Origin of the sequence: Rhodoblastus acidophilus (genome assembly GCF_900187365.1) — a bacterium.
GTDB lineage: Bacteria > Pseudomonadota > Alphaproteobacteria > Rhizobiales > Beijerinckiaceae > Rhodoblastus > Rhodoblastus acidophilus.
On sequence record NZ_FYDG01000004.1, the window covers coordinates 205,175 to 218,689 of the forward strand.

Sequence of the window (13,515 nt, forward strand, 5' to 3'; positions counted from 1 at the left end):
GATGAACGACGTTTCCAGGAATTCATGGCACTCTCGGAAAAAGAGAAAGATGAACTTCTCGTTTCATAAGTAATGAAATTGAATTCATGGATGCCACGGCGTCTTCCGACGAAATTAAAGCGTTTGCATTGAAAAAAGGCGACGTTATCATCACAAAGGACTCAGAGGACCCTTCTGACATCGGAATCCCCTCCCTAGTAATCAATGATATGCCGGGAGTTGTCTGTGGCTATCACCTTACTATCATACGTTCATCTGATTTCGATACAGCCAGAATATTGCATCGCATTTTTGAATCGCACCCAACAAAGGCGCACTTCTTTATAGAAGCGCCAGGAATAACCAGATATGGGCTAGGTCAAGACGCCATAGGCAATGTTCCTATCAACCTACCTCCATCAGAAGCGCGAAAATCAATCGCGGACCGAATTGAACGGGAAGTCATCCGTATAGACGCACTAATTTCAAAAAAAACACGCTTCCTTGAAATATTGAAAGAGAAGCGCCAAACGCTCATAACACATGCAATTACAAAGGGGACCGACCCTAACACACCTATGAAAGATTCCGATAATACATGGACATCCAAGGTTCCACAACACTGGAAATCTATAAAATTCTGTAGAATTGCAAGAGTTACCGAGGGTTTAGTAGATCCGCGCAATGAACCTTACTGCTCCATGGTGCTTATTGCCCCCAATCACATAGAAAGCTCGACTGGTAAACTGATTAACCTAGAGACTGCATTACAACAAAATGCAGAAAGCGGAAAATATATATGCCGAAAAGGCAATGTCATTTATTCAAAAATTCGCCCTGCTTTGGCAAAAGTCACCATTGCACCCTGTGACGGATTATGCAGTGCTGATATGTACCCATTAGAATGCACAAATTTAGCCACCGAAAAGTGGCTATATTATTTAATGCTGTCTAAACCATTCACTGCATGGGCTATTCTTGAGTCCGACCGAGTCGCAATGCCTAAAATAAATCGAGAATCATTGTCAGAACTTCAGGTGTTATTACCGCCAAAAGTCGAACAAATTCAAATTGCCGAATACATCGATGCAGCCATCCCACGAATAGACGCGCTTGCAACAAAAACTCAACGCAGCATCGAATTGCTCAAGGAGCGGCGCTCAGCCTTCATAACAGCTGCCGTCACCGGCCAAATCGACATTCGGAATGCCTTATGAGCAACACTGCCCATCAAGAGAAACACTTCGAGGACTACATCGTCTCGAAGCTCAAGGCGCAAGGCTGGCTGGTCGGCACCACGTCCGGCTATGACACTGAACGAGCTCTCTATGCCGACGACCTGATAGGCTGGCTGCAGGACACCCAGCCGGAGAAATGGGACAAACTTGTCCAGGGCAACGGCGAGAAGGCGCGCGATGTCCTGATGGATCGCTTGGCCAAGGTTATGGAAGATCGCGGCATCATGGACGTGCTGCGCAACGGCTTCCAGATCGCTGGATGCGGCCAGATAGACATCTCCGAGGCAGCGCCCGAGGACAAGCGCAACAAGGACGTGCTGAAGCGCTACGCCGCCAACCGACTGCGCGTCGTGCCGCAGCTGAAGTACCACCCCACGCGCAACCTCGCGATCGACCTGGTGCTGTTCATCAATGGCATTCCGGTCGCCACCATCGAGATCAAGACCGACTTCACCCAGTCAGCCGATCTGGCGGTGGAGCAATACAAGACCGATCGCCTGCCGGTCGATCCGAAAACAAAGCGCCGTGAGCCCCTGCTGACCTTCAAGCGCGGCGCCGTTGTGCATTTTGCCATGTCCGAGACCGAAATCCGGATGACGACCAAGCTCGACGGCGAAAACACGTTCTTCCTGCCCTTCAACCAGGGCAACAATGGCCGCGCAGGCAATGCGCCGCGCGACGACGGCGAATACCGCGTCGCCTATTTCTGGGAGCAGATCTGCCAGCGCGACTCCTGGCTGCGCATCTTCCATAGCTTCGTTTACGTCGAGAAGAAGGACGTCGTCGACCTGAAGGGCAACTGGTCGAAGAAGGAAACGCTGATCTTCCCACGCTACCACCAATGGGCTGCGGTCAACGCCATGATCGCCGACGCCAAGACCAACGGCGCAGGCATGCAGTACCTCTGCGAGCACAGCGCCGGCTCCGGCAAAACCAGCACCATCGCCTGGACGGCGCACGACCTGATCAAGCTGCGCAGCGACGACGGCGAGGCCATTTTCAGCAGCGTGGTGATCGTCACCGACCGCACGGTCCTCGACGGACAGCTGCAGGACGCCGTCAAGCAGATCGACCACCAGTTTGGCGTCATCGCCGCCATTGACCGCCAGAAATCCTCGGAGTCGAAGAGTAAGCAGCTAGCCAAAGCCCTGCTCAGCAACACGCCGATCATCATCGTGACCATCCAGACCTTCCCCTATGCGCTGGAGGCAATCGTCACGGTGGACGCGCTCAAGGGCAAAAACTTCGCCGTCATCATCGACGAGGCTCACGCGTCCCAGACAGGAACCGTCGCGGCAAAACTGCAAGCAGCGCTGGCGATCGGCGGCCAAGGCGGCATGGGCGACCTGACGATCGAAGAGCTGCTGAAAAAAATGCAGGAATCGCGCGCCCGCGCGCAGAACATCAGCCATTTCGCGTTCACCGCGACGCCGAAGCATTCAACCATGATGCTGTTCGGACGCCCTGCGGATCCGAAGAAGCCCGCCAGCGACGACAACAAGCCTCAGGCGTTCCACCGATACACGATGCGCCAGGCGATCGACGAGGTCTTCATCCGCGATGTGCTGGAAGGCTACGTGCCCTACCAGACCGCCTTCAACATCGCCAAGAAGGTCGATGACGACAAGCGCGTCACGGGCAAAAAAGCCAAGAAAAAGCTCGCGGAATGGATGGCGCTCCATCCCACCAACGTCGTCCAAAAGGTGCAGTTCATTGTCGAGCACTTCGCCCGGAGCGTCGCCCACCTGCTGGGTGGCAGGGCCAAGGCAATGGTCGTCACCAGCTCGCGCGCCGCGGCCATCCGATACAAGAAGGGATTCGACGCCTACATCGCCAAGCACCCCGAGCACGCTGGCATCCGTTCGCTGGTCGCATTCTCAGGATCACTCACCGGCAAGCAGGTGATGCACAATGATGACCCGCAGCTAGCGAAGGACACCTTCGTGGTCGATGAGGCCGCAGAGTTCACCGAAATCAGCATGAATCCTGAGATCGCAGGCCAGGATCTGGCCACGGCATTCAAGCGACCGGAATACCGCGTGATGATAGTCGCGGACAAGTTTCAGACCGGCTTTGACCAGCCCATGCTCGTGGCGATGTACATCGATAAAAAAATCGCCAACGATGTCGAGATCGTTCAGACCCTCTCGCGCCTCAACCGCATAGCTCCCGGCAAGGACCAGACCTTCGTAATCGACTTCGTCAACGATCCCAAGACGGTCAAGGCTGCGTTCCTAAAATACGACGCAGGCGCCCAGATCGACGAGATTCAAGACCCCAACGTCGTCTACGAGATCAAGAGCGCGCTGGACGATCAGCCGATCTACCAAGACGACGACCTCGAAGCCTTCAAGCAAGCGCGCTTCAGGAGCATACAAGACTTCGCCAAGGCGCAGGACCCACAGCACAAGGCGCTGTACGCCGCCACGGAGAGGCCGACCAACGTCTTCAACAACCAGATGAAAATGCTGCGCGAAGCCGTCGAGAAGTGGGAAGGTGAATTCGAAAAAGCCCGGAAGAAGGGCGCCGACGACGCCATGAAAGCCGCTGACCACCAGCGCCAGGACTATGCCGAGCGGGTAAAGCAGCTGCTACAATTCAAAAACGGACTCGGGCGATTCTGCCGAACCTACGCCTACGTCGCCCAACTTCTCGACTTCGGCGACCCAGAGCTGGAAAACTTCGCCGCCTTCGCCAAGCTGCTACAAAAGCGCCTTAACGGCGAGCCTTCGGAAAACATCGACCTGAAAGGCTTGGTCCTGACTGGCTTCGACATCAAACTCAAAGCCGAGGAGCACATAGAGGATGACAAGCCGCCCGTCCTAAAGCCCATCGGGCCTGGCGGAAAAACAGTGACGGTCGATGAGGTCGGTTATCTCAAGGAGATCATCGACCGCCTGAACAGGCTGTTCGGCGAGACGACACCTCTGAGCGATCAGGTCGCGCTCGTAAACCACGTCGTGGACATCACCCGTGAGAACGACACTGTGGTCGCGCAGGTGATGAATAACCCACGCGAACAGGCGCTCAAGGGCAACCTACCCGGCGCTGTGCAGCAGGCAGTCGTACGCGCCTTCTCGTCGCATAGGACATTGGCGGAGATCGTCCTGAAGTCGGACCGGCAAGCCATGGATGCGCTCACCCATCTGATCTATGAACTGGTCAAGGACGGCAAGAAGATCGACCTAACCGACCTAAATGTCTAGTCACATGCAGCACACACAAAATTTCTAACAAGAATGTAAAATTTGACGATGACAAACCGAATCCGATACGGCGCTAAGGTTCTTAGGCTTCATAAAGCCATTTCAGCGCCGCAGTTTGAGGTTAAAACCGTTCTAACGAATGATCCGTTCGTGTATGTAGATCTATGGTTGCGGCGAAATCATAAAGATGAAGCTCTATTCTATTGGCGTCAGGCTCACGAATTCTATAAGGCATCAATAGGGCTGCCGATAGAATCAGCGCCACTCGTGCTTTACTATTGCTTTATGAATGCTGCCAAAGCCTTACTATCTGCAAAGGGCCAACAATTTTCTCCACACCACGGAGTTTCACGCCATCAGATGCGCGGCCCGAATGCAAAGGTAGTCCTGAGCAACGAAGGCATTGCCATCAAACCGGCGGGCATCGTTCCTGCCCTAAGCGTGTATTTTTCAGAGCAAGAGACAAGACAGCAACATAGCTTGGAGGATGTGCTTTATAATCTCGCCTACATACACAGAACATACTGCCTGAGCTATCCGCGAAAGCCAGAGCGTTTTCTACCGCTCAAAGATTTGAGCTTCATTAGAGACGCGAATAACGAAGTTAGATTTTTTGCCAGACCGGTTGATGAAGCCAATTGGACCCAGTTCAAAAAGAACCTGCCGCAGGAGTTGGCTGCAAATCCAGACGGCAGCAAGAGCCTAGTTTCAAGCGGTCACGTCGTTTGGGCAACGCAAAATGCTCCCACAACAGCCGAACTTGACAGCCTCAGACAATTGAGCGCCACCTTACGAAAAGTGATTCACTATATAAATGGCGCGAACGCACTATGGTACGTGAAGTTAAAACATAAGACCTCCATAGGCAGGCAGTCAATAACATTAACGCTAGCCGCGATGCACAGATTAAGCGAAATATGCAGGTATCGCCCTGATGAATTGCTCTCATTCTTAAATGGACAAAAGAACTGGCTCCTGAGCGAATTCTTGAGCACATCAAGAACTCAGTTCATAGATGAAATCGCCTGCGAAATGACCGGCCAACAAATAATGATACCTAACGTCCGCATCCCGAGCTAGATCATGAAAATGGAAATATATATAGCATGCGGACTTACGCACGTACCGCAAGCTGTATTCTCTGAATATGTTAGCTTCATACATGGAATTGCAAGTCAATTACGTGCGCTGGCGCATATCAAAGCTGTGAAATACGCGCTCGTTGACAGTGACTCGCAACTTAAGACCAAGCCATACACGGAGCGCGCAACGCTATGCTACGCCTGGGACAGGCAGATGGTAGAACAAGCCGACCTCATTGTCGCCGATGCCAGCTTCCCTTCGACGGGCCTTGGAGTTGAACTCCAGATAGCTGAAGCAGCCGGAAAACCAGTAATCCTTTTCATCGGAGACTATGGAACAAATCGAGTTAAGAGCCAACATTATGTAAACCCGGACAAAACTGAACACGACCTGCAAGTCGGCGAAGGTATCGTCTCGTTAATGGCGCTAGGCATACCTGCAATACGTAATATTATCAAATATACAGATTCCGAAAGCGCCATGAATGAACTCATCGACGCGGTGAACTTATACCAGCGATAAGGGCGCTGAATGAGGGGCTTGACAGGCATGCTGTCAGCAACCTCAACGACCTCTATTATCGTCATCTGATGTGATTACACCGGAAATCAAGCTTTAAGTAAAACAGCGGTTCAGATATTGAGGCGCGGTGTCGTAGGGCAACGATGGATGCGCTGACAAATCTAATCTACGAATTCATCCGAGATGATAAAAAAATCGAACTAAATAAAGATTTGTGATCGGGCATCAGTAGACAAAACCAAATTTTTCTTAAAAAATTAAATTCCCAAAAACTTAAAGGGCGAATGAAATGACCGATGTGTATCAAGAACAAGTGAAATGTCCAAAATGCGGCGGAACCGTCGTATTGCCCACGGACAAACCCACAGATGACACTCCTGTGAAGTGCGCAGACTGCAATCAATCACTGGGAACATTCGGTGAGTTTATTTCCAATATGAAGAAAAGAATAGCCGAAGAAATAGGCAATGCAATTAAAGGCTGCGAAAATATGTCATTAAAAAATTAGTTCAGGCAATTATCTCTTTTCGTCAATGGCGAAATATAAATATTTTGCCATTGATATTTATCAATCTTCAATAAATAATTTATAAGATAAATTCGTCTCATTTCCAGCGAAGTCTCAGCTTTTTGATCGAAGGGCCGCCTCATCCGCAGCGATCGACGCTTCCAGCAAGCGCGAGAGACGCTGCAGGGGAGACGGCGACGATTCCACCATCGCCAGCAAGTTCCTCTTGCTGGCAACCTCCTTGCGATCTTCGGCGGCCACCGCCGCCGCCAGCAGGACAGCGATATCACGTGATCTCGCAACACCCGTGCGAAGGGGAATGGAACTGAATTCGTTGCGTCTGAGCGCCAGGTCCAGAATCATGAATTCGGCGACGAGCAAATGAACGGAATAGATACGTCCGGCCATGAGAACGTGCGCGGCCTCCACCTCTGGAGACATCTCAACGCCGTCCGCATCCCACTTGTAATGTTGAATCATTGGAATTGACCTCTCGGGGACATCGCCGGAAAAAAATATTTCAAGGGGATCAGCGGAGTTTCGCGCGAGCGCCAGCAAGGCGGTAATGATCGGCGCGGATAGAGGCTTCCAGCAGGACCGGCAGCAAGGCAGTCTCACCGAGGAGCGGCTCACGGTCCTGAAAAATCAGCTCTTTGAAATCCAGGTCGGCAAACGTCTCGGACGGCAGCGCAGCGATGAGCATGCGAACCATGTCGATGCTGAGAGCAACGCCCGCGAGCGCCCGTGGCGAAAGCTTTGGCGAGGGCGTGGCCAAGACGGCGCGAAGGCTGGTGATTTCGCCTGCAAGTCCGTGGATATCCGTCGGCCTACCAGCGATATATTCATGCGCCGTCTGAGCTTCGGACGACATGTGAACAACGCCGCCGCGACGATAAATGTGCAACTTCGCCATTTTGACCCCCGACGATAATTCCGCAACGGCGGCGCCACGCAGCGCCGCCACCAACACTCAGCGGCGATGACGTTCGCGGGAGGTGATGCGCTCGATCGCGGGCGCAGGGGCAGACGGATAGTGGCGAGGCGCATACACGGCGGACGCGAGCCACGCCTTCTCAGCCTCAAGCTGGCTCTCTTCGAGTTCGCGCCACCAGAAGCACTCGCGGGGATTCCAGAAATATCCCCGCTCCTTCAAGTACGTCTTGAGGTCATAGTGCGCGCCAATGGCGGAGACCCGCCACGTCGTGCGACCAGCCGCGGCGACAAGCTCGGCAAGCGCCGTCTGGTCTTGATGCCGCTGCATCAGGAGAACGATCACGGCGTCCACGTCGGCGCCAGCACGATGCGCCTTGTCCGAGAACAACCGGGATTGCATGAGCAGCGATCCCAGGCCGCGCCCGTCAAAGCCGCGCTCAGCCCAGCGAATTTCCCTGCAGCTGCAAGCCCATGGCAGGTTTCTGAGCAGCGGAAAGCGCTTCTCGAACACCCGCCGATCAAACAGCGCGTTGTGGCTAACGACAAGCGTCGCCTGGGAAACGATATCCATAACCGCAGCGGCGTCGATGACCTTGCCGTGTAGGTCTGCGTCGTTAAGGCCGGTAAGCTTCTGAATTTCCGAAGAAAGAGGCTCGCCCGGATCTTCGAGCCACGAACGGGGCTCGCCCAGGGCGACCACCCGGAACTCCTCGTCATACCAGACCGCCCGGAGCGCCAGCTCGACGATGCTGCAGCGATCCGGGTCAAGCCCTGTGGTCTCGGCGTCGAGCACGACCACGCATTGCAGCGAAAAATCCGCCGGAATGTCCACGACCGGAATGGCCGACAGGTCAACACGGCGCAGGACGCGATAATCGCCAGTTTTTTCGAGAACTTCGATGACTTCATCATGATCGGACATTTACGCAGCCCTTTCACATGCGGCTGGAAAAACCCCGGAAAAACGCTCAGATGTTCTATATATGTCCCAACAAGCGGCGCAGTTCTCCCGCGGGTGTTGTCCAGGGCGTCAGGCGACCAGCCACCCGGTCCGCCGTTCGCATGGGGCAAATTTGTTCGACCTCTGTTCGGATTTCTAGGGAAAATCCAGGATCAAAAGCATTTTTTAAACGGGCCGCCCGATGATGCCGGCTTGATAGCAATCCGCGCGCCAAAACAGCGTGGAAGCCGGGAATTCAAGTAATGCCCACTGATAACAGATGGAAATTTCCAGATATTAACGATTTTGCGGCTTGGCCGGCATTCATGGATAACAACCCATTGCCTGAAACATGGGAAGAAACACTGGGCTCATGGAGCGAGATATTCGCTGCAAATCCGCCAGCAAGCCTCATCAAAATGATGATTACGGCAAGGTCATTCGGTGATGGTCGCCTTAGAATCAAGAACTACATCGACAAAGCGGTCAAACTGACCATCCATCGCGCCGTGCGCTACAGGGTCAGGATCATACAGATGAACCGCCGCATGGATGTCATCGAAGACGCCATAAAACAAATCGAGGATAAAATTCTATTTCTGGATGAAGACAGCAATGAATGGACCAACATTGTATTTTATAATCAAATAAGATTCCGCGTCGCTGACGCCGTTAACAAAATCAACAAAATCCCGAACTTTGCCGAATATCTCCCCGATATGCACGAATTCCGTCTGGATAACGCAGAACACCTGCCCAAAGCATTCCGCGACGCAATAGCAGCCATGCCTCCAGCCTTAAAGGAAGCATATGAGGAGCTGATAACCGGCAAGGAAGATCCGAACATCAGTTGCGAAGCGCGCAAAAAGCGAAAGCAGCGCCTGCGGAAACATTTCGAAAGCCATATATTGGACAGCGGATTCGCAACCGCACTCGACGAAGACGATGACGAGACAGAGATCTACGTTGACATCAAGGATCACAACCCCAATGGCGCAGCCATCGCCATGTGCCTGATGGCGTTCAGCGCGAACTTTGAAACACAGCCGTCCGACGCCGACACCGAAAAATGGTGCGCGAAATTCCCCGAATTTGCGTCTGAAATCCGCGCCCACGCCAAGGCCATGGAAATTCTCGCGGCGCCAGACGAATAACTCGACTGAGGAAAGTGACACTCCTAGAATAAACTGCCGCAGCAAAATCGATAAATTACATAAGCGGCAGCGATCACTGAGGATCACTTATAATAATAGCCCCGGAGACGACGTCCATGCCGCCAAGCTCGCTGGCGGCATGGACGAACACTACGCCCGCCTTAGTAAATGCGGTGCGTATAGCGAGATCAGTCGCGTCCGCGCGACGATTGCAGTCGCGATCCTCGGCCCGCTTCACTGTCCGAACACCAAGATTTGATTCCCTGGTAAGATCAGCCTGAGACCAGCCGGCCAATGCCCGTGCGGCACGTATCAGCGCGCTTGAAAGATGCTCCATGCATGGAACGTAACGCGCAGCATCACCTCAGTGGCGCATGCAATCATCTTGCTCACCGAAAAATCTGTGTTAATTTTTTTAAAAAAGGCACCTCAGAGGCCATAATCGAAGAGCCACTCGATCTTAATCTGGACAAAACGCGAACATCGAGTCCGTAAAAAAATTCAAAGCCCCAATGTCCCCTTCGGCAGTGAAACACGGATAAGGGACTCATTTGCAAAGCCTTAGATCAGGAGGGATTCAATGCCGCCGTAGCACCACACCCCAACGAAAACGCGCGATCCGAAGACCGCGCGCTCGAAGGGGATCGACATCGAACTGCTGCACAAGCCTAGGAACTTCCAGCAGATCGACCAAAATCCTTAAGTAAAGTATCGCACAAACCCGCTTGATTTTCAAGGGTGGGTAAAGCGCGCACGTCTGTTCGAGCGCAAGAGTCCCAGTATCGCCGCGCACAGCACCGCCAGGCGGAAAGCTTAAGCTTTCCGCCGATCGCCGACGCTTGCCCGGACAGTATCCATGCGCCCGAAAACACACGCAATTTCAAACAGTACAACGAAGCTTAAACTTTGCAACAGCGTCGCCACCAGATGGGGGCGACCATGACGACCACAGTCAACACAGACACAAGGTTCGACGACCCGCTGGACGAATTCTGGCGCGAACCGCTCCCTTCGGTCGCATCGCGCAAATTCAGCATGAAAGCGCGCAGGACAGGCCGCTCCACCATACCGGCAATCGTGGGAATTCCGCGCTATGTGCGGAAAGTCCAATGTGAAAGCCTCCTGGAGAGCAATTGTGCGATAGTGCTGCTGGCGCGCCGCGACGTCATCAATCTGGTGGAGCAGCTGCCGCCAGTCGCCTATTTCGACGAAGTCGAGCAAAAGTGGAAAAAGCACCACTTCGACTTCCTGGCCCAACTCACTGACGGTTCAAGGATCGCTATCGCTGTGCGATCAGCTGCGCGTGCGCAAGAGGTCCGCGCCGTCGTCGAGGCTATAGCGGCGCAGGGCTGCGCGCTCGCCGACGGATACGCCGTCGTCACCGACGCCGATTTGCCCATAAATCTGGTCAGGAATTCAGAGCTCATCCTGGCGGTGCGGCGCGACCATGACCGGTCAGCCGACGAGAAAATCCGCGACATCGTCACAACGTTACACGGCACGACAACCATCGAAATGCTGGTTGCCGCCAGCGGGCTGGAGGGCAAGGGATTCCGCGCCGTTGTCCGCATGATCGACGAGGGCGAACTCGAGATCGCCCGCGACACACTGATCGACTACCCAGCGACCGTGCGCCGCCCCGCAACTGGGAGGGCGGCAGCATGAAGGGCAAAGCTCTCGTCTCCTACCTGCCGAAACCACCTGCAGTTCAGCCAGTTCCGGTAATCCGCGAACACTACGGTCCGTATGACCGCATTGGCATAGGCATCGGTCTCAAAGGAGAAAACGCCGGAATTTACTACCGGTGCGTCTCCAGTTCCACCATCGGGCACTCCCTCGAGCGCCTCGACGGCACAAAGATGGTGGAAAGCTTCACACACGAAGACATCGCAGAAATTAAGAAAAGCGGTGGATATCTCTACGATAAAGATCACTTTGCGCCTGAGACGGCGACGATACGCTTACGGACAGGCGGGTTGTACTTTGAAGACCTCCACAGAAATCGCCAAAACCGTGCAATACTCAAGCAGATAATCTGCGACGGACTGCAGCATCTGATAAAGGCGAAAATAATCGGAAAATCTGATGACGGCATCCAGCGTGGATTGAAGCTCATTTTCGAAACCAGGGGCAGCGAACTCGACAAGCTTGCGATGAAAAAATGCAAAGATCGAGAAGGTTACCACCGCTGGATTCCCTGCAGCAAAACAGTGCGCCAATGGCTAAGGAATTACCAGGACGCAGACTGCAACGTACTTGGAATCATCGACGCCTACCGTTACGGACCGCAGCCGTCGCCGCTTGACCAGGAAGTCCAGCAGATCCTGTTCGGAATGTCGCTGAAATACGCCAGCACCAGCAGGCTGAGCGTCGCTGACATATTCCGGAAAATGAAATCGGTCATCAAGCGGATCAACAAGACACGAACGAAGCAAAACCTGCCTCCCCTAGGATGTCCAGACTACAACACACTCAACGCGCGTATTGAAGCCAACGGCGCATTCTACAATTTTGCCGGACGCGAAGGGCCGGATGAAGCCCGCAAGCATTTCGCGCTTGTTATGGGCGGCGTTACAATAACCCGGATTGGTGAACGCTGGGAAATGGACTTTTGGGAGGTCCACATCATCATATGGCTTCGCCATGGACAACTATGGAAATACCTTTCGCCGGAACAGAAGGACGAAATCGATCGAGGGCGATGGCGTTTATGCCTGGCCATTGATTGCGCAAGCCAAGTGATTGTTGGCGCACACATGGCGCCGACAGAGACAGCCGCAGCGGCAATAGCCACGCTCGAAATGGGAATGATCGACAAGAGCGCATACGCCGTCGCCGCCGGAGCGAGATCGACATGGCGTTTCCACGCAGGCTGCGAGAAACTCGCGACGGACCAGGGAAGCGCCTTTTTATCCAACAATTTCAAAGACGCGTGCGCGCGCCTCGGCATCAAGTCGGACAATCCGCCCGCCGCCGTGCCGATCCTGCGCGGCAAGATCGAGCGGATTTTCCGCACGATCGACATCCAGGCGTTTTGCCGCCTCGTTGGACGGACGTTCGAAAATGTCACCAAGCGCAACAACACCGAACAAGACCTAACGGCACTGACGATCGGGCAGCTGGCGACCATCCTGGTGCTCTACCTCGTCGACGTCTATCACAACGAGGGACACGAAGGCTTGGGCGGTGAAACACCCGCCAACGCCTGGAATAGGCTCGAAAGGGAACGCGGCGTTCTGCCAGCGCCAGACATGCACCGTCGACGCAACGCATGCGGCATCAGACTCACCCGCAAGGTGAACAAAGAAGGGGTCCGAGTCCTCAACAACTTCTACAACAACAGGATCCTGAACGAATATTTCCGTCAGGTTGGCGACGGCACGGAAGTCGACGTGATCGCTGACCGTCGCGACCTCGGCTGGATATCCGTCCGTCTCGGCGCGAGAGGCTTCGCCAACATCCCTTGCATCACCAAAGAGATGCAGGGCGTCAGCATGGTGACATGGATTGCCACGTGCAAGGTTCTGCGCGACCAGTTCAAGTCCCAGAACATTCCGTCAGAGGAGATCGCCCTCGATGCGCTCGACCGCATTGAGGAAATCGGCGAGGCCGCCAGGCTGGAGCATTCAATCGCGTGCCCGATCATTACGCCTGATGTCGTGGACAGGCACGAAAGAATGGTCGAAATCCCCTGGAAATCTCGCGACGCCGCGCTGAGCAACCCGATCGCCGGTGGCGACATCCTCGCTCGCGCCATCACGCCCAGTCCGCCTGGAAGCTACACAGCGTCGCCCATACCGGAACCCACGCCACCTGCGCCGCGGCCAACGCCGCAGGAGCGGATCGACTTCGACCCGGAGACTGGCGAAATCACCCCTTCACCCAGCCAGGAGGACAACGATGACGATGAACTGCCTGAAGGATGGAACATCGAGGACTGAAAGGAAACATA

11 protein-coding genes are annotated in these 13,515 nt (G+C 54.1%); 8 read left to right on the top strand and 3 right to left on the bottom strand.

The features are described from left to right. Positions 1-86 precede the first annotated feature (86 nt). From CFB24_RS10935 to CFB24_RS22540, 5 genes are all read left to right on the top strand, one after another. Entirely contained in the window at positions 87-1,196 is a 1,110-nt protein-coding gene (locus tag CFB24_RS10935; RefSeq protein WP_088520644.1) for a restriction endonuclease subunit S, read from the top strand. Continuing rightward, positions 1,193-4,423: a type I restriction endonuclease subunit R gene (locus tag CFB24_RS10940; protein WP_088520645.1), complete on the top strand. Its 3,231-nt coding sequence runs from the start codon at positions 1,193-1,195 to the stop codon at positions 4,421-4,423. Before CFB24_RS10935 ends, CFB24_RS10940 begins: the two co-directional genes overlap by 4 nt. A gap of 48 nt (positions 4,424-4,471) precedes the next feature. Beyond that, positions 4,472-5,503: a YaaC family protein gene (locus CFB24_RS10945; protein ID WP_088520646.1), complete on the top strand. Its 1,032-nt coding sequence runs from the start codon at positions 4,472-4,474 to the stop codon at positions 5,501-5,503. A gap of 3 nt (positions 5,504-5,506) precedes the next feature. Continuing rightward, complete coding sequence (locus CFB24_RS10950; protein ID WP_088520647.1) at positions 5,507-6,028, top strand: nucleoside 2-deoxyribosyltransferase; 522 nt, start codon at positions 5,507-5,509, stop codon at positions 6,026-6,028. 289 nt (positions 6,029-6,317) lie between these two features. Next, positions 6,318-6,536 (top strand): ECs_2282 family putative zinc-binding protein, encoded by a 219-nt coding sequence (locus tag CFB24_RS22540; RefSeq protein WP_141098425.1) that lies wholly within the window; start codon positions 6,318-6,320, stop codon positions 6,534-6,536. Between the two features lie 114 nt (positions 6,537-6,650). Here the strand turns inward: CFB24_RS22540 and CFB24_RS10955 are convergent, their stop codons facing one another. The 3 genes from CFB24_RS10955 to CFB24_RS10965 are packed head-to-tail and all read right to left on the bottom strand — an operon-like array spanning position 6,651 to position 8,391. Continuing rightward, the gene (locus CFB24_RS10955; RefSeq protein WP_088520648.1) at positions 6,651-7,016 is read right to left on the bottom strand and encodes a hypothetical protein; all 366 of its coding nucleotides are present in this window, start codon (positions 7,014-7,016) and stop codon (positions 6,651-6,653) included. Between the two features lie 49 nt (positions 7,017-7,065). Next, on the bottom strand, positions 7,066-7,449 hold the full coding sequence (locus tag CFB24_RS10960; RefSeq protein ID WP_141098426.1) for a hypothetical protein: 384 nt from the start codon (positions 7,447-7,449) through the stop codon (positions 7,066-7,068). Between the two features lie 57 nt (positions 7,450-7,506). After that, positions 7,507-8,391 carry a 3'-5' exonuclease gene (locus tag CFB24_RS10965; protein ID WP_088520650.1) on the bottom strand — a complete coding sequence of 295 codons (885 nt, stop codon included), beginning with the start codon at positions 8,389-8,391 and terminating at the stop codon, positions 7,507-7,509. A gap of 281 nt (positions 8,392-8,672) precedes the next feature. Between CFB24_RS10965 and CFB24_RS10970 the strand changes: the two genes are divergently transcribed. From CFB24_RS10970 to CFB24_RS10985, 3 genes are all read left to right on the top strand, one after another. Then, positions 8,673-9,563, top strand: coding sequence for a hypothetical protein (locus tag CFB24_RS10970; protein ID WP_141098427.1), 891 nt, complete (start codon positions 8,673-8,675; stop codon positions 9,561-9,563). Between the two features lie 939 nt (positions 9,564-10,502). Next, on the top strand, positions 10,503-11,228 hold the full coding sequence (locus CFB24_RS10980; protein WP_141098428.1) for a PDDEXK family nuclease: 726 nt from the start codon (positions 10,503-10,505) through the stop codon (positions 11,226-11,228). Further along, positions 11,225-13,504, top strand: coding sequence for a Mu transposase C-terminal domain-containing protein (locus CFB24_RS10985; RefSeq protein ID WP_088520653.1), 2,280 nt, complete (start codon positions 11,225-11,227; stop codon positions 13,502-13,504). The genes CFB24_RS10980 and CFB24_RS10985 overlap by 4 nt, the downstream gene beginning before the upstream one ends. The last annotated feature ends 11 nt before the right edge of the window (positions 13,505-13,515 follow it).

Bases quoted from the DNA above. Each gene is read 5' to 3' on its own strand.
- CFB24_RS10970 (WP_141098427.1), top strand. From the start codon at position 8,673: ATGCCCACTGATAACAGATGGAAATTTCCAGATATTAACGATTTTGCG.
- CFB24_RS10960 (WP_141098426.1), bottom strand. From the start codon at position 7,449: ATGGCGAAGTTGCACATTTATCGTCGCGGCGGCGTTGTTCACATGTCG.
- CFB24_RS10935 (WP_088520644.1), top strand. From the start codon at position 87: ATGGATGCCACGGCGTCTTCCGACGAAATTAAAGCGTTTGCATTGAAA.
- CFB24_RS10985 (WP_088520653.1), top strand. From the start codon at position 11,225: ATGAAGGGCAAAGCTCTCGTCTCCTACCTGCCGAAACCACCTGCAGTT.
- CFB24_RS10955 (WP_088520648.1), bottom strand. From the start codon at position 7,016: ATGATTCAACATTACAAGTGGGATGCGGACGGCGTTGAGATGTCTCCA.
- CFB24_RS10980 (WP_141098428.1), top strand. From the start codon at position 10,503: ATGACGACCACAGTCAACACAGACACAAGGTTCGACGACCCGCTGGAC.
- CFB24_RS10945 (WP_088520646.1), top strand. From the start codon at position 4,472: ATGACAAACCGAATCCGATACGGCGCTAAGGTTCTTAGGCTTCATAAA.
- CFB24_RS10950 (WP_088520647.1), top strand. From the start codon at position 5,507: ATGAAAATGGAAATATATATAGCATGCGGACTTACGCACGTACCGCAA.
- CFB24_RS10940 (WP_088520645.1), top strand. From the start codon at position 1,193: ATGAGCAACACTGCCCATCAAGAGAAACACTTCGAGGACTACATCGTC.
- CFB24_RS22540 (WP_141098425.1), top strand. From the start codon at position 6,318: ATGACCGATGTGTATCAAGAACAAGTGAAATGTCCAAAATGCGGCGGA.
- CFB24_RS10965 (WP_088520650.1), bottom strand. From the start codon at position 8,391: ATGTCCGATCATGATGAAGTCATCGAAGTTCTCGAAAAAACTGGCGAT.